The organism is Haemophilus parainfluenzae (genome assembly GCF_900638025.1).
Classification (GTDB): Bacteria; Pseudomonadota; Gammaproteobacteria; order Enterobacterales; family Pasteurellaceae; genus Haemophilus_D; species Haemophilus_D parainfluenzae_J.
Genome location: NZ_LR134481.1, coordinates 1,459,838 through 1,483,726 on the forward strand (window position 1 = coordinate 1,459,838; position 23,889 = coordinate 1,483,726).

At 37.6% G+C, this 23,889-nt stretch carries 22 protein-coding genes; 16 read left to right on the forward strand and 6 right to left on the reverse strand.

The genetic code is table 11. The annotated features are described in order from the left end of the window. Window positions 1-11: 11 nt before the first annotated feature. Window positions 12-1,451: a serine-type D-Ala-D-Ala carboxypeptidase gene (dacB, locus tag EL215_RS07385; protein ID WP_126471191.1), complete on the reverse strand. Its 1,440-nt coding sequence runs from the start codon at window positions 1,449-1,451 to the stop codon at window positions 12-14. A gap of 152 nt (window positions 1,452-1,603) precedes the next feature. Between dacB and greA the strand changes: the two genes are divergently transcribed. Beyond that, window positions 1,604-2,080 (forward strand): transcription elongation factor GreA, encoded by a 477-nt coding sequence (gene greA, locus EL215_RS07390; RefSeq protein ID WP_049355876.1) that lies wholly within the window; start codon window positions 1,604-1,606, stop codon window positions 2,078-2,080. A 37-nt stretch (window positions 2,081-2,117) separates the two neighbouring features. Here the strand turns inward: greA and yhbY are convergent, their stop codons facing one another. Further along, window positions 2,118-2,417 (reverse strand): ribosome assembly RNA-binding protein YhbY, encoded by a 300-nt coding sequence (gene yhbY, locus EL215_RS07395; RefSeq protein WP_049355878.1) that lies wholly within the window; start codon window positions 2,415-2,417, stop codon window positions 2,118-2,120. A gap of 167 nt (window positions 2,418-2,584) precedes the next feature. Here yhbY and rlmE point away from each other — a divergent pair, with 167 nt between their 5' ends. From rlmE to bioD, 9 genes are all read left to right on the forward strand, one after another. Continuing rightward, window positions 2,585-3,217 (forward strand): 23S rRNA (uridine(2552)-2'-O)-methyltransferase RlmE, encoded by a 633-nt coding sequence (gene rlmE / locus EL215_RS07400; RefSeq protein WP_005697532.1) that lies wholly within the window; start codon window positions 2,585-2,587, stop codon window positions 3,215-3,217. A gap of 92 nt (window positions 3,218-3,309) precedes the next feature. Further along, a complete protein-coding gene (gene ftsH, locus EL215_RS07405; protein ID WP_126471192.1) occupies window positions 3,310-5,208 on the forward strand; it encodes an ATP-dependent zinc metalloprotease FtsH in 1,899 nt (632 codons plus the stop codon). 113 nt (window positions 5,209-5,321) lie between these two features. Next, window positions 5,322-6,149, forward strand: a complete 828-nt coding sequence (gene folP, locus EL215_RS07410) for a dihydropteroate synthase (protein WP_126471193.1) — start codon at window positions 5,322-5,324, stop codon at window positions 6,147-6,149. Window positions 6,150-6,221: 72 nt separating this feature from the next. Next, on the forward strand, window positions 6,222-7,556 hold the full coding sequence (gene glmM, locus EL215_RS07415; protein ID WP_126471194.1) for a phosphoglucosamine mutase: 1,335 nt from the start codon (window positions 6,222-6,224) through the stop codon (window positions 7,554-7,556). Window positions 7,557-7,625: 69 nt separating this feature from the next. Continuing rightward, window positions 7,626-8,108 (forward strand): phosphohistidine phosphatase SixA, encoded by a 483-nt coding sequence (gene sixA, locus EL215_RS07420; RefSeq protein ID WP_126471196.1) that lies wholly within the window; start codon window positions 7,626-7,628, stop codon window positions 8,106-8,108. Between the two features lie 182 nt (window positions 8,109-8,290). Then, the gene (locus EL215_RS07425; RefSeq protein WP_126471198.1) at window positions 8,291-10,102 is read left to right on the forward strand and encodes an apolipoprotein A-IV repeat region-like domain-containing protein; all 1,812 of its coding nucleotides are present in this window, start codon (window positions 8,291-8,293) and stop codon (window positions 10,100-10,102) included. 510 nt (window positions 10,103-10,612) lie between these two features. Next, entirely contained in the window at window positions 10,613-11,386 is a 774-nt protein-coding gene (locus EL215_RS07430; RefSeq protein ID WP_126471200.1) for a hypothetical protein, read from the forward strand. A 67-nt stretch (window positions 11,387-11,453) separates the two neighbouring features. After that, window positions 11,454-11,720: a YcgL domain-containing protein gene (locus EL215_RS07435; RefSeq protein WP_126471202.1), complete on the forward strand. Its 267-nt coding sequence runs from the start codon at window positions 11,454-11,456 to the stop codon at window positions 11,718-11,720. A gap of 101 nt (window positions 11,721-11,821) precedes the next feature. After that, window positions 11,822-12,556, forward strand: a complete 735-nt coding sequence (bioD, locus tag EL215_RS07440) for a dethiobiotin synthase (protein WP_164757068.1) — start codon at window positions 11,822-11,824, stop codon at window positions 12,554-12,556. Window positions 12,557-12,610: 54 nt separating this feature from the next. On the opposite strand, the gene can is transcribed toward bioD, so the two are convergent. Beyond that, on the reverse strand, window positions 12,611-13,303 hold the full coding sequence (gene can / locus EL215_RS07445) for a carbonate dehydratase (RefSeq protein ID WP_126471206.1): 693 nt from the start codon (window positions 13,301-13,303) through the stop codon (window positions 12,611-12,613). A 128-nt stretch (window positions 13,304-13,431) separates the two neighbouring features. After that, the gene (gene asnS, locus EL215_RS07450) at window positions 13,432-14,835 is read right to left on the reverse strand and encodes an asparagine--tRNA ligase (RefSeq protein ID WP_054420411.1); all 1,404 of its coding nucleotides are present in this window, start codon (window positions 14,833-14,835) and stop codon (window positions 13,432-13,434) included. 140 nt (window positions 14,836-14,975) lie between these two features. Here asnS and sohB point away from each other — a divergent pair, with 140 nt between their 5' ends. Continuing rightward, window positions 14,976-16,031 (forward strand): protease SohB, encoded by a 1,056-nt coding sequence (sohB, locus tag EL215_RS07455; RefSeq protein ID WP_126471208.1) that lies wholly within the window; start codon window positions 14,976-14,978, stop codon window positions 16,029-16,031. Window positions 16,032-16,226: 195 nt separating this feature from the next. Further along, window positions 16,227-17,084 carry an OmpA family protein gene (locus EL215_RS07460; RefSeq protein WP_049355793.1) on the forward strand — a complete coding sequence of 286 codons (858 nt, stop codon included), beginning with the start codon at window positions 16,227-16,229 and terminating at the stop codon, window positions 17,082-17,084. A 65-nt stretch (window positions 17,085-17,149) separates the two neighbouring features. Here EL215_RS07460 and EL215_RS07465 read toward each other — a convergent pair whose 3' ends face one another. Further along, on the reverse strand, window positions 17,150-18,013 hold the full coding sequence (locus EL215_RS07465) for a fructosamine kinase family protein (protein ID WP_126471210.1): 864 nt from the start codon (window positions 18,011-18,013) through the stop codon (window positions 17,150-17,152). 201 nt (window positions 18,014-18,214) lie between these two features. Here EL215_RS07465 and pheS point away from each other — a divergent pair, with 201 nt between their 5' ends. From pheS to EL215_RS07485, 4 genes are all read left to right on the forward strand, one after another. Continuing rightward, window positions 18,215-19,204, forward strand: coding sequence for a phenylalanine--tRNA ligase subunit alpha (pheS, locus tag EL215_RS07470; protein WP_126471212.1), 990 nt, complete (start codon window positions 18,215-18,217; stop codon window positions 19,202-19,204). 75 nt (window positions 19,205-19,279) lie between these two features. Then, window positions 19,280-21,670 carry a phenylalanine--tRNA ligase subunit beta gene (gene pheT / locus EL215_RS07475; RefSeq protein ID WP_126471214.1) on the forward strand — a complete coding sequence of 797 codons (2,391 nt, stop codon included), beginning with the start codon at window positions 19,280-19,282 and terminating at the stop codon, window positions 21,668-21,670. 13 nt (window positions 21,671-21,683) lie between these two features. Continuing rightward, on the forward strand, window positions 21,684-21,983 hold the full coding sequence (locus EL215_RS07480; protein ID WP_005697518.1) for an integration host factor subunit alpha: 300 nt from the start codon (window positions 21,684-21,686) through the stop codon (window positions 21,981-21,983). Between the two features lie 47 nt (window positions 21,984-22,030). After that, entirely contained in the window at window positions 22,031-22,516 is a 486-nt protein-coding gene (locus EL215_RS07485) for a C40 family peptidase (RefSeq protein ID WP_126471216.1), read from the forward strand. A gap of 255 nt (window positions 22,517-22,771) precedes the next feature. On the opposite strand, the gene prfB is transcribed toward EL215_RS07485, so the two are convergent. Beyond that, window positions 22,772-23,870, reverse strand: a protein-coding gene (prfB, locus tag EL215_RS07490) for a peptide chain release factor 2 (protein ID WP_111327117.1) whose coding sequence is annotated in 2 segments (ribosomal slippage) — window positions 22,772-23,794 and window positions 23,796-23,870 — 1,098 coding nt in all. Because the reading frame shifts where the segments join, the coding sequence is not laid out codon by codon here. Between the last annotated feature and the right edge of the window lie 19 nt (window positions 23,871-23,889).

The window sequence follows — 23,889 nt, forward strand, 5'->3', positions numbered from 1 at the left end:
TTTTATGTGTTTTAGTCTTTATAAAAATCGTTATAAAGTGTACTTTCAAATTGCACAAGTGGAGCGCGTTTCGTTTTACTTTCTAAATCGCCAGTGGAGTAACCATTGATAAATTGAACGAAAGCCAGTTTTTCACCTTGAGCATTGGTCATAAAACCAGCAAGGTTATAAACGCCTTTTAATGAGCCTGTTTTCGCAATGACATTTTTAACCAATGGTGGATTAATTAAGCTGCCGCGTCCGCTGATGGTGCCATCTACACCTGCGATCGGGAAAGTTTCCATTAAATGCAGTGTATCTTCATTTTTAGCGATGTACTCCAACACAGACAGCATAGTTTTCGGTGCAACCAAATTGTGACGAGAAAGGCCAGAACCATCAGCTAAAATGCTGTTGCCAAATTTAATGCCTTGTTTTTGTAATACTGATTTAACTGCCAATGTACCTAATTGAAATGAAGCCGGGCGTTTATAGTAATTGTAGGCTACTGCTCTGAATAGGGCATCTGCAATTTGGTTATCTGATTTTTTCATCATTTTTTTCAATAACTCAGGCAGTGGTTTAGATAAATGTTGTGCAAGTTTTTGCCCTTGCTGCGGTTTTTGAGGCTGTTTCACTTTACCTGTAAATTCGATACCAAGACGTTTTAATTGATGTTGAATAATGGCAGCTGCATAGGCATCCGGATCTTGTACTGCAAAACTAAGTCCAAAAGGTTTTGCTTGACGCGCAATACAGCCTTTAACTTGATAGCGATTATTGTCGTGAACAACGACGTCTAACTGGCAATAACCAGCCTCTTGTTGATCCACAATGTAAACTTGCCCGAAAACTTGAATAGGGAATTGAGCAGGAACATTAATTTTGACTGTTTCACCCACAGGTTGATTTGCATCCAGTTCTGCATAAAAACAGTTATTATCAATATTTGCTGCTGCAGGAGGGGAGTTAAAGCACATGGTGAGATCGTTCCAAATCCAACCTAACCCACGGTCGTGGCTAGCAAAGACAGAAGTATCTAACACAAGATCGCCATTAATCTTCTGAATACCTTGATTTTTTAAATTAGCGAGTAGGGTATAAAGTTGTCCACTGGTGAGATCAGGATCGCCAGTAAATTGCACAACAAGATCATCTTCTAAGGTATTATTCTGAATTTTTCCGTTACTTAAAAGTGAAGTCTCAAACTGGAAGGTATCACCTAATACTAATTTAGCTGCTACAGCGGTAAAGATTTTTTGTGTGCTAGCAGGTAACATAAACGCTGAACCATTGTAATCTGCGATAATTTGATCGTTATTGAGGTTTTTAGCAATAATACTGGCAGACGCGCCTTCTGGTAAATAGTGGGTGATAGAGGCCACATCAACTTTAGCCATAGAAGAAAAAGAAAATCCGAATGTGACAAATGCGGCCTTAAGTGCGGTCGAAATAGAAGATTTTTTAGTCATTTTTAGTTCTGTTTTGGTTGCTATTTTTCTCAAGAAGAATAATAATAAGCCTCGAATTCAATAGAGTAAATCATTTTTTATTTTTCATTGACTGCGGCAAAGTTGTAAAACATTGTCGTGGTTTTATTTTGACCAAATTTCAAGGAAAAAGAATGAAGCAAATTCCAATGACTGTACGTGGTGCAGATCTATTACGCGAAGAATTAGATTTCTTAAAAAATGAGCGTCGTCCTGAAATTATTAAGGCGATTGCTGAGGCTCGTGAGCATGGTGACTTAAAAGAAAATGCAGAATATCATGCTGCACGTGAGCAACAAGGTTTTTGTGAGGGACGCATTCAAGAAATTGAAGGGAAACTTGCAAATTGTCAGGTTATTGATGTCACTAAATTGCCTAATAATGGTAAAGTGATTTTTGGTGCGACAGTGGTATTAATGAATACGGATACTGATGAAGAAGTCACTTACCAAATCGTGGGCGATGATGAGGCGGATATTAAATCAGGTTTGATTTCTGTGAATTCACCGATTGCTCGTGGCTTGGTGGGAAAAGAGTTGGATGATACCGTAAATATTACCACACCAGGTGGAACGGTTGAGTTCGAGATTATTGAAGTCAATTACATCTAAAAAAACATCCCCTCTAATCGAATCGAGGGGATAACAATTATTTACGAGGTAGCTGGATTTTACCTTCTTCGCTTGGTCGATAGAGCACCAAAATATGCCCGATTGTTTGAACATTAGATGATTGTGTTTCACGTACAATTGCATCAATGATTAACTGTTTAGTTTCGCGATCTGCACCAGCAATTTTTACTTTGATTAATTCGTGATGATTTAATGCATTATCGATTTCGGCTAATACACCTTCAGTTAAGCCGTTACCGCCAAGCATGACGACAGGGCTAAGGTGATGAGCAAGTCCTTTTAAAAATTGTTTTTGTTTTGTTGATAAGATTATCATAAGGGAATCCTTTAAATAAATGAATATGAGTCATAAAAAGACCGAAAAGAGCGGTCAGAAAAAACGTGGTTTTTCAGCACTTTTTGGTAAGTCTAGTCTTGAATTTGGCAGATTGTACCCAAATATAGACGAAACTACTACAAAAAATAGTACAAAAGATAGAGATTATGGGAAAGAAAAAACGTTCGGCGAGTTCTTCTCGTTGGCTAAACGAACATTTTAAAGATCCGTTTGTTCAGAAAGCACATAAACAAAAATTACGCTCGCGTGCTTACTTTAAGTTAGATGAAATTCAACAAACGGATAAATTGTTTAAACCGGGAATGACCGTGGTGGATCTTGGTGCCGCACCAGGCGGTTGGTCACAATACGTTGTGAGCCAGATTGGCGGAAAAGGCAGAGTGATTGCTTGTGATATTTTAGATATGAATCCAATTGTCGGTGTAGATTTCTTGCAAGGTGATTTTCGTGATGAAAATGTACTGAATGCATTATTAGAACGAGTTGGTGAAGCAAAAGTTGATGTAGTGATGTCTGATATGGCGCCCAATTTTAGTGGTATGCCATCGGTTGATATTCCACGCGCAATGTATTTGGTAGAGCTAGCCTTAGATATGTGTAAGCAAGTTTTGGCGAAAAAAGGCAGTTTTGTGGTCAAAGTATTCCAGGGAGAAGGCTTCGATGAGTATTTGCGTGAAATTCGTTCACTGTTTAGTGTTGTAAAAGTACGTAAACCAGAGGCCTCTCGTGGACGTTCTCGCGAAGTTTATATTGTAGCGAGTGGTTATAAAGGCGAATAATTGCTTTGATAGCTTTTCATTGTGTCACGGATGAGATAGTATCTCGTTTTATTTTAATTAACTTAAGAAAGGCAGGTTAAACCTTGAACGATATGGTCAAAAATCTAGTTCTATGGGTTGTGGTTGCAGTTGTCATGATGACGGCTTACCAAAGTTTTAACTCCAATGGTGTGAGTGACTCAACAGATTACACAACTTTTGTGTATGATGTGAGTAATAGTCAAGTGAAAGAAGCGCGTTTTGATGCGAATGAAATCACTGTGACCAAAAATGACGGTTCTAAATATATGACCGTTATGCCACCGTTGGAAGATAAAAAACTCTTAGATGACTTATTAAATAAAAAAGTCAAAATCGAAGGTACGCCTTTTGAAAAACGCAGTTTATTATCACAAATTTTGATTTCTTGGTTCCCAATGCTATTCCTTGTGGGTGTATGGATTTTCTTCATGCGACAAATGCAAGGTGGTGGTGGCAAAGCCATGAGCTTTGGTAAAAGCCGCGCGAAAATGCTGAACCAAGACCAAATCAAAGTCACTTTTGCAGATGTCGCAGGTTGTGATGAAGCAAAAGAAGAAGTCGGTGAAGTAGTTGATTTCTTGCGTGAACCGAAAAAATTCCAAAACCTTGGTGGTAAAATTCCAAAAGGGATTTTAATGGTAGGTCCTCCAGGTACAGGTAAAACCTTATTAGCGAAAGCTATTGCGGGTGAAGCAAAAGTGCCTTTCTTTACCATTTCAGGTTCTGACTTTGTGGAGATGTTTGTAGGGGTTGGTGCTTCTCGTGTACGTGATATGTTCGAGCAAGCGAAGAAAAACGCACCTTGCCTCATCTTTATTGATGAAATCGATGCGGTAGGTCGCCAACGTGGCGCTGGTTTAGGTGGTGGACACGATGAGCGTGAACAAACCCTTAACCAGATGTTAGTTGAAATGGATGGTTTCGGTGGTAACGAAGGTGTAATTGTTATTGCAGCAACTAACCGTCCAGATGTACTTGATCCAGCATTAACTCGTCCAGGTCGTTTTGACCGTCAAGTTGTCGTGGGTTTACCGGATGTGAAAGGTCGTGAGCAAATTTTAAAAGTTCACATGCGTAAAGTTCCTGTGGCTGGTGATGTTGATGCGATGACACTTGCTCGTGGTACACCAGGTTATTCAGGTGCGGATTTAGCGAACTTGGTTAATGAAGCGGCATTATTTGCTGCACGTAGCAATAAACGTACTGTATCGATGCTTGAGTTTGAAAAAGCCAAAGATAAGATCAATATGGGACCTGAGCGTCGTACCATGATCATGACGGATAAACAAAAAGAATCGACAGCGTTCCATGAAGCGGGTCATGCGATTGTGGGTTACTTAGTGCCTGAACATGATCCTGTACATAAAGTCACGATTATTCCTCGTGGCCGCGCATTAGGTGTGACTTTCTTCTTGCCTGAAGGCGATCAAATTAGTATCAGCCAAAAACAATTAGAAAGTAAACTTTCAACACTTTATGCGGGACGCTTAGCAGAAGATTTGATTTACGGTGAAGAAAATATTTCTACCGGTGCGTCTAACGATATTAAAGTGGCAACCAATATTGCACGTAATATGGTGACCCAATGGGGCTTCTCAGATAAACTCGGTCCAATTCTTTATACCGAAGATGAAGGCGAAGTGTTCTTAGGGCGCTCAATGGCTAAAGCAAAACATATGTCAGATGAAACGGCGCATGCGATTGATGAGGAAGTACGTGCGATTGTAAATCGTAACTATGCGAGAGCTAGACAGATTTTGATCGACAATATGGATATTCTTCATGCTATGAAAGATGCGTTAGTGAAATATGAAACCATTGAAGAAGAACAAATCAAACAGTTGATGAATCGTGAACCTGTTACCCCGCCATCAGGTTGGGAAGATAACAAAGACACAAAACCAACAGCAAAACCGCAGGAAGAGAAAACTGAAAATGCGGTTAATCATTCAGAAGATCCTGAAGCATAAAATTAAAGCCTTCCTAATTGGGAAGGCTTTTTATTTATTATTTCATTCTTTTCATTACTATATTCCGTTATAATCTAACCTTTCAAATTTGATTTAAAAATTGACCGCACTTTATGAAACTTTATGCTAATAACAAATGTCTAGATTTATCATTTCCTCAAATTATGGGAATTTTGAATTTCACGCCCGATTCATTTTCAGATAGCGGACAGTTTTTTAGTCTAGACAAGGCATTATTTCAAGTTGAAAAAATGCTTAAAGAAGGTGCAACAATTATTGATATTGGCGGGGAATCAACTCGACCAATGGCAGAAGAAGTGTCTGAAACTGAAGAGTTGCAACGAGTAATACCTCTTGTTGAAGCGGTGCAAAAACGTTTTGATTGTTGGATTTCAGTGGATACCTCTAAAGCAATAGTAATGCAAGAAGCAGCTAAGGTTGGCATGGATTTAATCAATGATATTCGTGCTTTACGTGAACCCGGTGCACTCGAAATAGCAGGACAGTTGAATTTACCAACTTGTATCATGCATATGCAAGGACAGCCGCGCACAATGCAGACTAATCCGCATTATGATGATGTGGTTCAAGATGTTTATCAGTTTTTAGAAGCTCGGACTCAAGTTTGTCTAGAGGCAGGAATTGCCAAAGAAAATATTATTTGGGATATGGGGTTTGGTTTTGGTAAGACCGTGCAGCATAATTATAAACTTTTACAGCAGTTAGCTCACTTTTGTGAAAGTGGTTATCCCATTTTAGTAGGCCTTTCACGTAAATCGATGATTGGTGCCGTATTAGATAAACCCGTGACTGAACGTGTTGTGGGAAGTGTAGCTGGCGCACTAATTGCTGTGCAAAATGGAGCAACAATTTTGCGCGTACATGATGTGGCAGCAACGGTAGATGCTTTGAAAGTATGGCAAGCAACACAACAAGTGTAAGAACAGATTTTATATGTTGTAGAATAAATGATTTCTGCAACATCAATTATTTAAATTTATTAAGGAATAAACATGGCAAATCGTAAATATTTTGGTACAGATGGCGTGCGTGGTAAAGTGGGTACTTATCCAATCACGCCAGATTTCGCATTGAAATTAGGTTGGGCAGCGGGTAAAGTTTTAGCCTCTCAAGGTTCTCGCACGGTATTAATCGGGAAAGATACTCGTATTTCGGGTTATATGTTGGAATCTGCATTAGAAGCGGGTTTAGCGGCAGCTGGTTTATCGGCAGCCTTTACTGGTCCAATGCCAACTCCTGCTATAGCTTATTTAACGCGTACATTCCGTGCTGAAGCAGGGATTGTTATTTCTGCATCACATAATCCTTATTATGATAATGGAATTAAATTCTTTTCTGCGCAAGGAACCAAACTACCCGATCATATTGAGGAGGCTATTGAAGCATTGCTTGAGCAATCAATGGACTGTGTGGAGTCGGCTGATTTAGGTAAAGCAAGCCGTATAAATGATGCGGCAGGACGTTATATTGAATTTTGTAAAAGTACTTTCCCGGCACATCTTGATTTAGAAGGTTATAAAATTGTGGTGGATTGTGCAAATGGTGCAACTTACCATATTGCGCCCAACGTATTAAGAGAATTAGGCGCAGAGGTTATTGAAATAGGTACAGAGCCAAATGGGATTAATATCAATGAAAAATGTGGCGCAACTGATGTAAAAGCGTTACAGGAAAAAGTGCTTGAAACTAAAGCGGATGTTGGTCTCGCTTATGATGGTGATGGTGACCGTATTATGATGGTGGATCACTTAGGTAATAAAGTCGATGGAGACCAAATTCTTTTCATTATTGCTCGTGAAGCTCTACGTTCAGGTCAATTAAAAGGTGGCGTAGTTGGGACATTAATGAGTAATATGAGCTTAGAGATTGCTTTAAAAATGTTAGGTGTACCTTTTGTGCGGGCTAATGTAGGCGACCGTTATGTATTAGAAAAAATGGTAGAGCATAACTGGACGTTAGGTGGAGAAAATTCTGGACATATTATCATTGCAGATAAGAATACGACGGGTGATGGTATTATTGCGTCTCTAGCAGTCTTAAGTGCAATGGTTAAACATCGTTTATCTTTAAACGAATTAGCTAGTGCGGTGAAATTATTTCCACAAGTTTTAATCAATGTCCATTTTTCCGGTGGGGCTAATCCATTAGAAAGCAAAGCGGTAAAGGTGGTAGCTGCTGATGTGGAAAAACGCTTAGAAGGTAAAGGTCGAATTTTACTGCGTAAGTCTGGTACAGAGCCACTTATTCGCGTAATGGTGGAATGTGAAGACGGCGCACTTGCAAAACAATGCGCAGAAGAAATTGCAGAAGCAGTAAAAGCGAATTAATTGAATGGGGGCTTGCCCCCATTTTTGATCATAAAATTTATCTTTTATTATTTTTAGGAAAGCAAATAGATGAAAGTTTTTATTATGCGACATGGGGAAGCTGAAGCTGTGTCTTCATCAGATGAGACTCGGCGTTTAACCGGCTATGGACGTAAACAATCAATATCACAAGGTCAATGGCTTAAAACACATCTAAATTCAACCGCACTTTCAGTTCAGAAAGTGATTGTCAGTCCTTATGTTCGTGCTCAAGAAACGTTTGAGCTCGTCAATTTAGCGTTAGACAATATTCTTAATGATGTTGAAACTTGGAGTGGAGTTACACCTTACGGGAATGCGACGCTGGTAGCAGATTATTTATCTGTTTTACAGAAACAAGGTGTTGAAAGTGTTTTGCTCGTTTCTCATTTACCTTTAGTAGGGAGCATTGTTTCAGAGCTTTATGGCAAGCGAAATCCAATCAGTTTTTACCCTTCAACGATTGTTCAAATTGACTGGAATGGTGAAGAAGGTATTATTGAAGCCTGCAATTCTTATAAAGAACATGATTAAAAGTGATTAAAGAGAGCAGGGTAAATAAGTTTTATTTGATTCGCTTTTTAATAAATGCAAAAAATTCAATTACTAGAGATGTGTTTTTGGGGTGTATTCTTTTTTCTTTTTTGATAGACTGGAGGGGAGCTATATTTGAATAGCTTTATATTAACCACTATAATCATGCTAGGAGAGTAGTTATGAATAATAAAATTGAAGATACGGTAACTGAAGTAAAAGAGACGACAGTTAATGCTGCGACACAAGTTAAAGATGTATTAGTTGCAGCAGCTAACTATGTTAAAGATACTGTAACAAATAACGCATCAGAAGCAAAAGAAGCAGTGGAAGATAAAGCTGCTGAAGTGAAAGATGCGGCTGAAGATAAAGCATCAGAAGTAAAAAAAGCAGCTTCAGAGGCAAAGGATGAAGCGACAGATAAAGTAGCAGAGCTAAAAGATGCAGCTGAAGACAAAGTATCAGAAGCAAAAGAGGACGTTTCTGAAGCAAAAGATACAGTGCTAGACAAGGTCGCTAAATTAAAAGATGCATTTGCAGATAAAGTTGCAGAAGTAAAGAATGCGGTTTTTGAAGCAAAAGATGGCGCAGCTGATAAAGCAACAGAGCTAAAAGATGAAGCTAAAGACAAAGCATCAGAAGCAAAAGAAGCAGTGGAAGATAAAGCTGCTGAAGTGAAAGATGCGGCTGAAGATAAAGCATCAGAAGTAAAAAAAGCAGCTTCAGAGGCAAAGGATGAAGCGACAGATAAAGTAGCAGAGCTAAAAGATGCAGCTGAAGACAAAGTATCAGAAGCAAAAGAGGACGTTTCTGAAGCAAAAGATACAGTGCTAGACAAGGTCGCTAAATTAAAAGATGCATTTGCAGATAAAGTTGCAGAAGTAAAGAATGCGGTTTTTGAAGCAAAAGATGGCGCAGCTGATAAAGCAACAGAGCTAAAAGATGAAGCTAAAGACAAAGCATCAGAAGCAAAAGAAGCAGTGGAAGATAAAGCTGCTGAAGTGAAAGATGCGGCTGAAGATAAAGCATCAGAAGTAAAAAAAGCAGCTTCAGAGGCAAAGGATGAAGCGACAGATAAAGTAGCAGAGCTAAAAGATGCAGCTGAAGACAAAGTATCAGAAGCAAAAGAGGACGTTTCTGAAGCAAAAGATACAGTGCTAGACAAGGTTGCTAAATTAAAAGATGCATTTGCAGATAAAGTTGCAGAAGTAAAGAATGCGGTTTTTGAAGCAAAAGATGGCGCAGCTGATAAAGCAACAGAGCTAAAAGATGAAGCTAAAGACAAAGCATCAGAAGCAAAAGAAGCAGTGGAAGATAAAGCTGCTGAAGTGAAAGATGCGGCTGAAGATAAAGCATCAGAAGTAAAAAAAGCAGCTTCAGAGGCAAAGGATGAAGCGACAGATAAAGTAGCAGAGCTAAAAGATGCAGCTGAAGACAAAGTATCAGAAGCAAAAGAGGACGTTTCTGAAGCAAAAGATACAGTGCTAGACAAGGTCGCTAAATTAAAAGATGCATTTGCAGATAAAGTTGCAGAAGTAAAGAATGCGGTTTTTGAAGCAAAAGATGGCGCAGCTGATAAAGCAACAGAGCTAAAAGATGAAGCTAAAGACAAAGCATCAGAAGCAAAAGAAGCAGTGGAAGATAAAGCTGCTGAAGTGAAAGATGTGGCTGAAGATAAAGCATCAGAAGTAAAAAAAGCAGCTGAAGCGGCAAAAGATGAAGCGACAGATAAAGTAGCAGAGCTAAAAGATACAGCTGAAGACAAAGTATCAGAAGCAAAAGAGGACGTTTCTGAAGCAAAAGATACAGTGCTAGACAAGGTTGCTAAATTAAAAGATGCATTTGCAGATAAAGTTGCAGAAGTAAAGAATGCGGTTTTTGAAGCAAAAGATGGCGCGGCTGATAAAGCAACAGAGCTAAAAGATGAAGCTAAAGACAAAGTATCAGAAGTAAAAGAAGCTGTAGAAGATAAAGCTGCTAAAGTAAAAGATTAGGTTTCATAGGCAAAAATATGGTGTCTACTAAAGTTTACGCTGTAAAAGATGTAATAGTAAGCACGGTAGTACAAGTTAAGATTCTGTCATTGTCGTAGCTAAGCATGTTAAACATGTTGCCGAAAAATGACTGAAGTAAAAGATGCCATATGCTCTAAAGCAGAGGAAGTAAAAACTAGATTCTGAAACAAAAGATCAATCTGCAGACGTAAACAAAGTAACTGAAAAGTAAAAACAATGATTAAGGATTATTCAAATTAACTGAGCCTGTCTGTTTAAAAAAAACACAAAAAAGTAATTTTTTATCTTTACAAAAAATAAAATTTTTATAATGAACTTGTGTATAAGTTTTTTAAATTCATAGAGTTATAGTTATTTTTATAAAAAACTATATCTTTAGAAATGTAAATTTTTTTTGAAGATATTCTATTTTGAGTTTTTTTGTGTAGACTAATCAGCGCAAAGCATGTAGCTTTGGATTAATCCTTAACCATGAAATGGAGAATAACAATGAAAAAATCAGTATTAGCCGCATTAGTATTAGGTTCATCTTTAGCCGTAACAGGCTGTTTCGATAAAGAAGAAGCACAACAAAAAGTTGAAGCAACAAAAGATGCGGCAACACAAGCTAAAGATGCAGTAGTAGATAAAGCTGTTGAAGTAAAAGATGCGGCTGCTGATAAAGCTGTTGAAGTAAAAAATGCGGTGGCTAATAAAGCTGTTGAAGTAAAAGATGCAGTGGCTGATAAAGCAGCTGAAGCAAAAGATGCGATGTCTTCTAAAATGGAAGCAGCAAAAGATTCAGCTTCTAAAATGAAAGATGCAGCAGCAGATAAAATGACTGAAGTAAAAGATGCGATGTCTTCTAAAATGGAAGCAGCAAAAGATTCAGCCTCTGAAATGAAAGATGCGGCAGCAGATAAAATGACTGAAGTAAAAGATGCGATGTCTTCTAAAATGGAAGCAGCAAAAGATTCAGCTTCTGAAATGAAAGATGCGGCAGCAGATAAAATGGCTGAAGTAAAAGATGCGATGTCTTCTAAAATGGAAGCAGCAAAAGATTCAGCTTCTGAAATGAAAGATGCGGCAGCAGATAAAACGGCTGAAGCAAAGGATGCAATGTCTGCTAAAATGGAAGCAGCAAAAGATTCAGCTTCTGAAACAAAAGATGCAGTAGCTGATAAAGCTGTAAAAGTAAAAGATGCAGCGGCAAATAAAGCAGTAGAAGCAAAAGATGCAGCAGCAGATAAAGCAGCTGAAACGAAAGATGCTGTGACTAAATAATTAAACTTTTGTAAAATGAAAACCTATCAGAGATTATCTGGTAGGTTTTTTCTTTTGGAGCAATAAAATGTTATGTGCAATTTATAAAAGTTTACGTAAGCCAGGCTGCTATCTCTATATTTCGAAACGAGATGATTTTTCAGCTGTGCCAGACGTATTGATGCAAAGTTTTGGTAAGCCTCAGTTTCTTATGCTATTTAATTTGAAAGGAAGCAAGCTGCTTGTTCATGCTGATAAAAGCGAGGTAATGGAAAAAATCACTCAGCAAGGATTTTATCTTCAAATGCCAAAACAGAATGATGGTTTATTTTATAGTTTGAGTGAGATCAAATAAAATTGTTATTTTTTAGTAAAATTATTAAAGTTTGTGCTATCTCAATATTTTTTATTTAAAATGCCTTTAAAATTCAATCCGATTTAAAAAGGAGAGTGAAAATGAGTAGTTTTTTTGTGGTTGGCACAGATACAAATGTAGGAAAAACTACAGCTTGTCGTGCCATTATTCAAGCATTACAAGCAAAAGGTGTGAGAATTGTAGGTTATAAGCCGATTGCTTGTGGCTGTGAGGAAAATATATATCTGACTGAAAATCAGTCTGATGAGAGTCAAACAGATTATGATGCTGAAAATAATTCAGATGTGTTAGCTTTGATGGATGCAACAAATGAACCAGTATCTTATCAAGAGGTGAATAGTTATACTTTTTTACATTCTTTACCTATGTTAACACAAGATAAATCACGTATTAAATTAAGCAAGATAGATCAGGCGTTAACAAAATTAATCAAAAAATATCAATCTGTTGTAGTTGAAGGTTCATTTGGCTTACTCACACCAATGGCTGAAAATAAAAGTTTTGCAGATTGGATTGTTACACATAAAATGCCAGTTTTATTAGTTGTTGGAATTAAAGAAGGATGTATAAACCACGCATTACTTACAGCAAGAGTGATTAAACAGCTTGGCGTCCCTTTATTAGGTTGGGTTGCTAATCGTATTAATCCAGGCTTAGGTCATTATAAAGAAATTATAGGTGTCCTAGAATCACAAATTGATGCACCGTTGCTTGGAAAAATTCCTTATATTCACAAACCAGAAATTCAGGAGTTAGGGCATTATTTAACGGATATTGATCATTTAATGTACATGCAAACAGAATTAGTTAAATAGCAGTTTTAAATGTGGAGTGAGGTTAAAATTTTTTAAATTTTAACCTCATTGTTTTTATTCTTCATTTTCTGAATATTCTTTTTTCAGAATATCATTTTCTGCCAAACTAGATAAACGAGCAATGGCATTACGATAAGAAATTTCAAGGCTTTCGCGACTTGTTGCTATTACACCTTGATCTACTAGGAAACCATCATTTACATCATATACCCAACCATGTAGCGAAAGCTTTTGTCCTCGTTCCCAAGCACTTTTTACGATAGATGTACGGCCTAGGTTATAAACTTGTTCTGCTACATTTAATTTAGTTAGCATGTCTGCACGTTTTTCTGCAGAAAGGTTACCCAATAGGTGCCCATGCTTGAACCAAATATCACGAATATGGAGTAACCAGTTATTGATTAATCCAAGATCTTTATCTTGCATAGCCGCTTTAATACCTCCGCAATTTGTGTGCCCACAAATAATAATATGTTCAATTTTGAGTACATCAACGGCATATTGCACAACCGAAAGACAGTTGAAATCTGTATGAATAACTTGATTGGCAACATTACGATGGACAAATAACTCGCCTGGTTCAAGATTTGTTAATTTTTCGGCTGGAACGCGGCTATCAGAGCAACCAATCCAGAGATAGTGAGGGGTTTGGTGGTCAGCAAGTTCTTTAAAATAAGTGGAATTTTCTTCTTTCATTCTTTGCGCCCAACTGTAGTTGTTTGCAAAGAGTTGTTTAATTTTGTCCATTTCTACTTTCCTTAATATGATGTATTTGAAAGATTGATTCAAACACAATAAATAAAATAGGGATAAAATTTATCGCCTAAAATGATGACCGCACTTTAAAGAAAGTGCGGTCAATTTAAACAATATTTTTAGAAATTTGCATTTCTTGGTGCGCGAGGGAATGGAATCACATCGCGAATATTTTGTACGCCTGTTACATAAACGATTAAGCGTTCAAAACCAAGACCAAAGCCTGAATGTGGTACAGTACCGTATTTGCGGAGATCACGATACCACCAGTAATCTTCAGGATTTAAGCCCATTTCTTCCATACGTTTATCTAAAATTTCTAAACGTTCTTCACGTTGAGAACCACCGATGATTTCACCAATTCCTGGGGCGAGAACATCCATTGCTGCAACGGTTTTACCATCGTCATTTAAACGCATATAGAAGGCTTTAATATCTTTCGGATAGTTTTTCACAACAACAGGTGATTTGAAATATTCTTCCGCTAAGAAACGTTCATGTTCAGAAGACAAATCGATACCCCAAGATACTGGGAACTCGAATTTTTTACCTGATTTTAATAATACATCAATCGCATCGGTATAGTCGATTTGAGCAAAATCAGAGTTTACAAAGTTTTCTAAACGAGTAATCACATCTTTATCTACATGTTTTTCAAAGAATTTCAAGTCATCTTTGCGCTCAGCAAGTACTGCACGGAACACGTATTTCAACATGTCTTCTGCTAATTTAGCATTGTCAGCAAGTGTTGCAAAAGCGACTTCAGGTTCAACCATCCAGAATTCTGCAAGGTGACGAGTTGTATTTGAATTTTCAGCACGGAATGTTGGACCGAAAGTATAGATTTTGCTTAATGCACACGCGTAAGTTTCACCATTTAATTGACCTGAAACGGTTAAAAATGATTCTTTACCGAAGAAGTCTTGACTGAAATCGACTTTACCATCTTCACCACGAGGAAGATTTTCTAAATCAAGCGTTGAAACACGGAACATCTCACCCGCCCCTTCAGTATCTGATGCAGTAATTAATGGAGTAGCGACCCAATAGAAACCTTGTTCATGGAAGAAGCGATGAATAGCTTGAGCTAAGCAGTGACGAACACGTGCGACTGCACCGATAATATTGGTACGAGGACGTAAGTGTGCCACTTCACGTAAGTATTCAATTGAGTGACGTTTTGCCGCCATCGGATAAGTATCAGGATCTTCTACAAACCCAGTTACTTCTACTTTTTCAGCTTGAAGTTCAACAGCTTGACCTTCAGCTGGTGACTCAACAATAGTACCGGTTACAATAACAGAGCAACCTGTTGTTAGGCGTAACACTTCACTTTCATAATTTTCAATATCGTTATTAACAATTGCTTGAATAGGGTCAAAGCAAGAACCATCGTAAACAGCAAGGAAAGAAAGGCCCGCTTTAGAATCTCGACGAGTACGAACCCAGCCGCGTACGGTAACTTTTTCGCCTATAGCGATTTTACCTTGTAATACATCAACAATAGATGCAACTTTAGACATATAAACCTCTGTAATTTATTATAAATTAGGCAATAAAACTGCGTTAGTTTACCTTAAATCGCAAAATTTTCCATAAAAAGTTAGTGTAAATCTGGCTTGCACAGTAAAATAATTCCTTCACTTTATTTAGGAGAAAAACTATGTGGTCTGATATTTTGACCGGCTATGGCATTTTTATTTTAGAGATTTTAACGATTTTACTTGTAATTGCCGCTATCGTAGCAATGATTATTTCTGCAAAGCAACGTAATGCAACACATCATGGTGAATTAGTTGTGACAGATCTTTCTGAAGAATTTAAGGAAACAGTTAAGCATTTACGCGATTTTCAACTTTCGGAGAAAGAGATTAAACAATCGGAAAAAGCTGAGAGGAAAGCCAAAAAACAAGAAGCAAAGGCTTTAAAAGCAAAATTAAAAAATGGTGAGAAAGAGTCACCTAAGCCTTGTGTTTATGTGCTAGATTTTAAAGGCGATATTTCTGCATCAGAAACAACCGCACTTCGTGAGGAAATTTCTGCGATTATTAATGTGGCGAAAGCCGATGATGAAGTCTTACTACGCCTAGAAAGCCCAGGCGGTGTTGTTCATGGTTATGGCTTGGCTGCTTCACAGTTAGCCCGCTTAAAACAAAAAGGTATTAAATTAACGGTTGCAGTAGATAAGGTCGCTGCAAGTGGTGGGTATATGATGGCTTGTGTAGCAGATAAAATTGTTTCTGCGCCTTTTGCAATCATCGGTTCTATTGGTGTGGTTGCGCAAATCCCTAATGTTCATCGTTTATTAAAAAAACATGATGTCGATGTTGATGTGATGACTGCTGGGGAGTTTAAACGTACAGTCACAGTATTAGGTGAAAATACCGAAAAAGGGAAACAGAAATTCCAAGCAGAACTTGAAGAAACCCATCAATTATTCAAACAATTTGTGGCTCAAAATCGACCGCACTTAGATGTAGATAAAGTCGCGACTGGTGAGCATTGGTTTGGTCAGCAAGCTCTAGAGCTTCAGCTAGTTGATGAGTTAGCAACCAGTGATGATATTATTCTTGAAAAAATGAAAGATAAATCTGTTATCTCTTTGAAATATAAAGTGAAAAAGCAACTTTTACAAAAAATAGGTAAACAAGCTGAAGAGAGTATTGAGGCAATTATTCGACGTAATTTAACAAGAGTTGGGCGAGACTTCATCCACTAACAGAGTAATTTAACTAGGATTTGCATGATTTTATGTGAAAATATTTTTTACTGTTCTAGTTTACAATAAAAATATTTATGACTACTATACACATAAACCTTTTCTAAGGTTTCAAATAAGGATTTAGATAAGGCTATTGTGTTAGCCTTGTTACAAGAAATACGTCTTGGCAATTTAAAGGTGAAGAATTAAATAATGAAATTATCTCGTATTTTATTATCTGTAGTAGCTGTAGCGACAGTTGCTGCTTGTGGTAACTTAAGCAAAGTTACAGAAGCTGGTACTCCAGAATATAAAGAAGTTAATGGTCAGAAAGTACCACAATTGGTATGGCCAAAAATTGATAAGTCAACTTTTAATCATGACGGTAGTCAATTTGGTTCATGGCCAAATTGGGATAATGTTCGAATGATTGAAAGAGGCATGAATAAAGATCAATTATACAGCTTAATTGGACGTCCTCATTTCTCTGAAGGATTATTTGGTGTTGAAGAATGGGATTATGTATTCAACTATCGTGAGAATGGTATTCACAAAATTTGTCAATATAAAGTATTATTTGACAAAAACCATAATGCTCAAAGTTTCTTCTGGTATCCAAACGGTTGTAACGGAAACTCAACATTTACTTTAAGTGGTGATTTCTTATTCGACTTCGATAAAGATATTTTAACTCCACGTGGTAAAGAAGTTTTAGATAACGTTGCAACACAATTAAAAGAAACTGGCGCTAAAGAAGTTAAAGTTACAGGTTATACTGACCGTTTAGGTTCTGATGCTTACAACTTAGATCTTTCTCAACGTCGTGCAAACCGTGTTAAAGCTCGTTTAATTCAAGATGGCGTAACATCTGAAATTACAGCTGTTGGTTACGGTAAGGTACCACAAGTTAAAGCTTGTAATGGTTACAAACACGCAAGTAAAGCTGAGAAAGACTGTTTACGTCCAAACCGTCGTGTAGAAATCACTGCTTCTGGTTCTGTATTAAAATTACAAGAAGGTGGTCAAACTAACGGTGGAACTCAAGGTCCAGCACCTCTTTATCAAAAATAATTAGATAGAGAAGACAAAAAGAGCGTAATAAAAATTACGCTCTTTTTTATTTTATGTTTAAGAAATTATTCAAGTAAAAGTTCTTCAATTAGCTTAGTAGTTAAATTGATATAACTTCCATTAAAACGATGGCTGAAATTTAGTAAATAATAGAGCTGGTAAAGGTGTTTTCTTTCTTCAAAACCTTCTTTATCAAGCGGGAAAGTGCGGTCATAAATTTCATAGAATTCAGGCGAGAAAGGTTGGAATAGTTCACTGAATGCTAAATCACATTCTCTATCCCCCCAGTAGCAAGCAGGATCATAAGTAAAGGTTTGGTTACCTACAACAGCAGTATTTTCAATCCATAAGTTACCATGTAACAAAGAGGGTTTGGGATTATGTTTTGAAAGTTTGTGTTTTACCTTTTCAATAATTAAATCAATGTCACCAAAGTCTAAAGCTTTGTCTTTGCAAAGTTGTAATTGCCATCCAATACGTTGTTCTGCAAAAAATTTTGCCCAACTTCCATTCCATTTATTCGGTTGATACTCAGGTCCAAGCCAAGTATCAAAATCTAATCCATAGTTTTTAGTGCCAGATACTTGATGGAGTTTAGCTAATTCTTCAGCAAAATGTGGCGTAGCATTGGTTTGCTGAGTAATAGGAAGCGCCTCTAATAATAAGAAACTATGGTTTTGAGAACAGCCTACGCCATACACTTGCGGAAGTCGGATTGTATTGGTTTTGCCTAGTAGGTTTAATTGGTCAGCTTCTGCACGAAACATTGAACGATAGGACCGTTCATTCACTTTAACAAAGACAGGTTGGATTCCATCCGTAATAAGCCAAGTTTCATTCACTTCGCCACCAGGAACTTTGTTTTTTTCTTTGATGTTATAGTAAGCACCAAATTGATCAGCTAAGACTTGAGAAATTGATTTCCACATATTACACCTCCTAGACATGGTCGATTGTCTAGTATTCTAGCTAAAGTATTAAAAATTACTGTGATAGATCTCAAAAAATAGTAAAAAATTTTGTTATTTTTTCATTCAAAATGTCAATTCCTCAATAAATACGTGATTTTTTAATAAGTTAGTATTATCATTAAGCGTATTTTTAGTTAGAAAAGATAATCAGGGGAAACCATGCAACATCTGAAAGATCTTGTTGAGAAAGCAAAATCAGCGATTGAACAAATCGAAAATAGAAGTTTAGCCACATTAGATGAAATTCGTGTGGAATATTTTGGTAAAAAAGGGCATTTTACCCAACTTATGCAGGAATTGCGTAATGTTACAGCAGAAGAGCGTCCAGCAATGGGGGCTAAAATCAATGAGGCAAAACAAGCTGCATTAGATTTTTTAAATACTAAAAAAGCAGAGTGGGAACAAGCTGAACTCAATGCGAAATTAGAAAAGGAGCGTATTGATGTCAGTCTTCCTGGTCGTAAAACAGAAACGGGTGGTTTACACCCAGTGACCATTACTATCAATCGCGTAACAAAATTCTTTTCAGAGTTAGGTTTTTCTGTGGAAACTGGTCCAGAAATTGAAAGTGATTATTACAATTTCGATGCATTAAATATCCCAAAACATCACCCAGCACGAGCTGATCACGATACATTCTGGTTTAATCCGGAATTATTACTTCGTACACAAACCTCCGGTGTGCAAATTCGTACCATGGAAAAAATGCAGCCGCCTATTCGTATAATGGCACCTGGTCGTGTATATCGTAACGACTACGATCAAACACACACACCAATGTTCCATCAAATTGAATTGCTTTATGTAGATAAAAAAGCAAACTTCACCGAGTTAAAAGGCTTATTACACGATTTCTTACGTGCATTTTTTGAAGAAGATTTACAAGTTCGTTTCCGTCCTTCCTATTTCCCATTTACTGAACCTTCTGCAGAAGTCGATGTAATGGGTAAAAATGGTAAATGGTTAGAAGTATTAGGTTGTGGTATGGTGCATCCTAATGTGTTACGTAACGTAGGTATTGATCCAAATGAATATTCTGGCTTTGCAGTAGGCATGGGGGTTGAGCGTTTAACTATGTTACGCTACAACGTCACAGATTTGCGTTCATTCTTTGAAAACGACTTACGTTTTTTAAAACAATTTAAGTAATTAACCGTTGGGTTAAATTGACGATAATGATTAATTTAGAACGTAACACGTTCATCAATAAAGGATACAGAGATAATGAAATTTAGTGAAAATTGGGTGAGAGAATGGGTTAATCCATCAATTTCAACAGAGCAGTTATGTGATCAAATCACGATGCTTGGTTTAGAGGTTGATGGTGTTGAAAAAGTAGCTGGCGATTTTACAGGTGTTGTTGTGGGTGAAGTTGTTGAATGTGCGCAACACCCAGATGCAGATAAATTACGTGTCACTAAAGTAAATGTTGGTGGCGAGCGCTTATTAGATATAGTTTGTGGTGCACCAAATTGCCGTCAAGGTTTAAAAGTGGCATGTGCAACTGAAGGCGCTGTATTACCCGGTGATTTTAAGATTAAGAAGACTAAATTACGCGGACAACCTTCAGAAGGGATGCTTTGCTCATTCTCTGAATTAGGCATTGATGTAGAGGCAGATGGTATTATTGAATTACCGTTAGATGCACCAGTAGGCACAAAGCTACGTGAATATTTAGATTTAGATGATAAAGCTATTGAAATTAGTTTAACGCCAAACCGTGCAGATTGTTTAAGCATTGCAGGTGTTGCACGTGAAGTTGGCGTGGTTAATAAACAAGTTGTTAATCAACCGCACTTTGATGCTGTACCGGCAACAATTTCAGATAAAGTTCAAATTGAATTAAACGCACCAGAAGCATGTCCACGTTATTTATTACGCGTGGTGAAAAATGTGAATGTTAAAGTGCAGTCACCAATTTGGTTACAAGAAAAATTACGTCGTTGTGGTATTCGTTCTATCGATCCGATTGTGGATATTACCAACTATGTTTTACTTGAATTAGGTCAACCAATGCATGCTTTTGATGCATCAAAAGTAGCTCAACCTGTTCAAGTACGTTTAGCCAATAACGGCGAAGAACTTGTTTTATTAGATGGCACAACTGCAAAATTACAACCGAATACTTTAGTGATTGCAGACCAAACAGGTCCATTAGCAATGGCGGGTATCTTTGGTGGTCAAGCAAGTGGTGTTGATGCTGAAACAACAAAAGATGTGATTTTAGAAGCGGCATTCTTCGCACCATTAGCGATTGCAGGACGTGCAAGACAATATGGTTTACACACCGATTCTTCACATCGCTTTGAACGTGGTGTTGATTTTACGCTACAACGTCACGCAATAGAACGTGCAACAGCATTGTTACTTGACATATGCGGTGGTGAAGCAGGTGAAATTTGTGAAGTCGTGAGCGAGCAATATTTACCAAAAGTCAATGAAGTGACTTTACGTCGTGAAAAATTAGATAGCTTATTAGGTCATCATATCGAAACTGAAACCGTGACCGAGATTTTTGAACGTTTAGGTTTTGCCGTGAAATATGCTAATGACGTCTGGACAGTGACTTCTGCAAGCTGGCGTTTTGATATTGAAATCGAAGAAGATCTCATTGAAGAAGTAGCCCGTATTTATGGTTATAACAGCATTCCAAATAATGCGCCATTAGCGCATCTTCGTATGCGTGAGCATAAAGAAGCAGATTTAGAATTAAGCCGAATTAAGACCGCACTTGTGGATGCAGATTATCAAGAAGCGATTACTTATAGCTTCGTTGATCCCAAAATACAGACTTTACTTCATCCAGAAATTGATGCGCTTGTATTACCAAATCCAATTTCAGTTGAAATGTCAGCAATGCGCGTTTCATTGTTAAGTGGATTACTTGGTGCAGTACTATACAACCAAAACCGTCAACAAAACCGTGTACGTTTATTTGAAACAGGATTACGTTTTGTTCCGGATGCAAATGCGGAATTTGGCATTCGCCAAGAGTTTGTTCTTGCTGGTGTAATTACAGGTACCGCTAAATCTGAATCTTGGACGGCTAAAGCAGAAAATGTAGATTTCTTTGATCTTAAAGGTGATTTAGAAAGCATTCTTTCTCTTACCGAAGTAGGTAATCGAGTTAAATTTGTGGCAAAAGCACACAGTGCATTGCACCCAGGACAATCTGCTTCAATTGAATTAGATGGAAAAGAAATTGGTTTTATTGGAACTATTCATCCACTTATCGCTCAAAAATTAGGATTAAATGGCAAAGCGGTTGTTTTTGAAATTTTATGGGATGCCATTGCAAATCGTCGTGTGGTTCAAGCTAAAGAGATTTCAAAATTCCCGGCAAACCGTCGTGACTTAGCTTTAGTCGTTGCCGATAATGTACCAGCAGGCGATATTATCGAAGCATGTAAGCAAGCTGGCGGAGAAAAATTAACACAAGTCAATTTATTCGACGTATATCAAGGCATTGGCGTTGCTAGCGGACATAAGAGCTTAGCAATCAGTTTAACTATTCAAGATAATGAAAAAACGCTTGAAGATGATGAGATTAATGCGGTAATCTCTGCTGTATTAAACGAAGTTAAACAACGCTTTAATGCGGAGCTTAGAGACTAAACAGGAGACTAACATGGCAACGATTACAAAAATTGATATTACTGAATACTTATTAGATAAGTATCAATTACAAAAAGCTGAAGCTAAAGCATTAGTGGAAGACTTTTTTGAGGAAATTCGTTTATCGTTAGAATCTGGTGGAGAAGTAAAATTATCCGGTTTTGGTAATTTTGAACTTCGTAATAAAGCTTCCCGTCCAGGGCGTAATCCGAAAACAGGTGAAAGTATTCCTGTTTCTGCGCGCCGTGTAGTGGCATTCAAGCCAGGACAAAAATTACGAGCTCGTGTAGAAAATACCAAGCCAAAACAATAGTAAGAAAAGTGCGGTCGTTTTTGACCGCACTTTTGTCAGGATTGAACATGAATAAGATTAAATGTGCTTTTTTAGTCGCAGGAAGTTTTTTACTTTTTGCTTGTTCAAGTGGTGTTCGTGAAGATTATGCAATGAACTATAAAGGTCAGATTGGGGATCCTATTATGGCCATTACCATGTTAAGTGAACAACAATATGAATGGGCGGGTACACCATATGTTTTAGGCGGGCAATCTCGTGGTGGTATTGATTGTTCTGGTTTTGTGCAAAAGACCTTTATTGACCGTTTTAACATTCGCCTGCCTCGTACAACAAAAGATCAAGCGGGTTATGGAAAACTTGTTCGTAAAGAAGATATCCAAACTGGCGATTTAATTTTCTTTAAGACAGGGCGCGGACCAAATGGCTATCATGTTGGGATTTATGTAAAAGAAGATAAATTTTTACATGCTTCAACCAAAGGTGGTGTGATTTATTCTTCGATGAATAGCCCTTATTGGAAGAAAGCCTTTTGGCAAATTAGGCGAGTATAGTGATAAATAGACAATTGAGGTCAGACTAAATACGAAATAGGCTCTATGGATGAGCGATAGATCCGATTGCAGTCAACCATCTTAATATTCTCTGATGGTAAGTGCCTCGTTCAAAATTGTGTGACAAAAATGGCAAAATTTAACTGAAATCAAAAGGACTAAGTGCGATATGACATTATCACTAGCCCTTAACTTCAGTGGTGTCTTCAGGAGACCAGGAAAATGACCTCACTTAGTTTATATAAAAAATTATGATTAAAGCCCAGCTTTCAAACTGGCTTCAATAAAGCGATCAAGATCGCCATCCAATACTGCTTGAGTATTCCGATTTTCAACGCCTGTGCGGAGGTCCTTAATACGCGCATCATCTAACACATAAGAACGAATTTGGCTGCCCCAACCGATATCAGATTTATTATCTTCCATCGCTTGTTTATCCGCATTTTTCTTTTGTAACTCAAGCTCATACAATTTCGCTTTTAACTGCTTCATAGCTTGATCTTTATTTTTGTGTTGAGAACGATCGTTTTGACATTGTACAACAATCCCACTTGGCATGTGAGTAATACGCACCGCACTTTCAGTTTTATTGACGTGCTGACCACCCGCACCTGATGCACGATAAACATCAATACGTAAATCTGCTGGATTAATTTCAATATCAATGTCGTCATCAATTTCAGGATAAACGAAAGCGGCTGCGAACGATGTATGACGTCGATTATTAGAGTCGAATGGACTTTTACGCACTAAACGATGAATACCGGTTTCCGTACGTAACCAACCGAAAGCATATTCGCCACTAACACGAATCGTCGCTGATTTTAAACCCGCAACATCGCCATCAGAGACTTCCATTAATTCAGTTTTAAAGCCTTTGCTTTCTGCCCAACGAAGGTACATGCGAAGTAACATTTCCGTCCAGTCTTGCGCTTCTGTACCACCTGAGCCAGCTTGTAAATCGACATAACAATCACACGCATCGTGCTCACCGCTAAACATGCGTCGGAATTCTAATTTTGCGAGTTGTTGTTCAAGCTCATCTAATTCAGCAACGGCTTCATTGAAGGTCTCTTCATCTTCCGCTTCAATGGCTAATTCAAGCAGCCCTTCAACATCCTCTAAACCTTGTTCTAAATTCTTGATAGTATCAACCACTTGTTCAAGTGAAACGCGTTCTTTCCCAAGTGCTTGAGCTTTTTCAGGTTCGTTCCACACATCAGGTTGTTCTAATTCGGCATTAACTTCTTCTAAACGCTCAACTTTTGCGTCGAAGTCAAAGATACCCCCGAAGCACAGAAGTGCGCTCGGAAAGATCAGCGATTTTGTTTTTGATTGGATTAATTTCAAACATAATAAATAAACCTCTATAA

Excerpts from the sequence above, each read along its gene's own strand:
- dacB (WP_126471191.1), bottom strand. The coding sequence starts at position 1,451 with ATGACTAAAAAATCTTCTATTTCGACCGCACTTAAGGCCGCATTTGTC.
- greA (WP_049355876.1), top strand. The coding sequence starts at position 1,604 with ATGAAGCAAATTCCAATGACTGTACGTGGTGCAGATCTATTACGCGAA.
- yhbY (WP_049355878.1), bottom strand. The coding sequence starts at position 2,417 with ATGATAATCTTATCAACAAAACAAAAACAATTTTTAAAAGGACTTGCT.
- rlmE (WP_005697532.1), top strand. The coding sequence starts at position 2,585 with ATGGGAAAGAAAAAACGTTCGGCGAGTTCTTCTCGTTGGCTAAACGAA.
- ftsH (WP_126471192.1), top strand. The coding sequence starts at position 3,310 with ATGGTCAAAAATCTAGTTCTATGGGTTGTGGTTGCAGTTGTCATGATG.
- folP (WP_126471193.1), top strand. The coding sequence starts at position 5,322 with ATGAAACTTTATGCTAATAACAAATGTCTAGATTTATCATTTCCTCAA.
- glmM (WP_126471194.1), top strand. The coding sequence starts at position 6,222 with ATGGCAAATCGTAAATATTTTGGTACAGATGGCGTGCGTGGTAAAGTG.
- sixA (WP_126471196.1), top strand. The coding sequence starts at position 7,626 with ATGAAAGTTTTTATTATGCGACATGGGGAAGCTGAAGCTGTGTCTTCA.
- EL215_RS07425 (WP_126471198.1), top strand. The coding sequence starts at position 8,291 with ATGAATAATAAAATTGAAGATACGGTAACTGAAGTAAAAGAGACGACA.
- EL215_RS07430 (WP_126471200.1), top strand. The coding sequence starts at position 10,613 with ATGAAAAAATCAGTATTAGCCGCATTAGTATTAGGTTCATCTTTAGCC.
- EL215_RS07435 (WP_126471202.1), top strand. The coding sequence starts at position 11,454 with ATGTTATGTGCAATTTATAAAAGTTTACGTAAGCCAGGCTGCTATCTC.
- bioD (WP_164757068.1), top strand. The coding sequence starts at position 11,822 with ATGAGTAGTTTTTTTGTGGTTGGCACAGATACAAATGTAGGAAAAACT.
- can (WP_126471206.1), bottom strand. The coding sequence starts at position 13,303 with ATGGACAAAATTAAACAACTCTTTGCAAACAACTACAGTTGGGCGCAA.
- asnS (WP_054420411.1), bottom strand. The coding sequence starts at position 14,835 with ATGTCTAAAGTTGCATCTATTGTTGATGTATTACAAGGTAAAATCGCT.
- sohB (WP_126471208.1), top strand. The coding sequence starts at position 14,976 with ATGTGGTCTGATATTTTGACCGGCTATGGCATTTTTATTTTAGAGATT.
- EL215_RS07460 (WP_049355793.1), top strand. The coding sequence starts at position 16,227 with ATGAAATTATCTCGTATTTTATTATCTGTAGTAGCTGTAGCGACAGTT.
- EL215_RS07465 (WP_126471210.1), bottom strand. The coding sequence starts at position 18,013 with ATGTGGAAATCAATTTCTCAAGTCTTAGCTGATCAATTTGGTGCTTAC.
- pheS (WP_126471212.1), top strand. The coding sequence starts at position 18,215 with ATGCAACATCTGAAAGATCTTGTTGAGAAAGCAAAATCAGCGATTGAA.
- pheT (WP_126471214.1), top strand. The coding sequence starts at position 19,280 with ATGAAATTTAGTGAAAATTGGGTGAGAGAATGGGTTAATCCATCAATT.
- EL215_RS07480 (WP_005697518.1), top strand. The coding sequence starts at position 21,684 with ATGGCAACGATTACAAAAATTGATATTACTGAATACTTATTAGATAAG.
- EL215_RS07485 (WP_126471216.1), top strand. The coding sequence starts at position 22,031 with ATGAATAAGATTAAATGTGCTTTTTTAGTCGCAGGAAGTTTTTTACTT.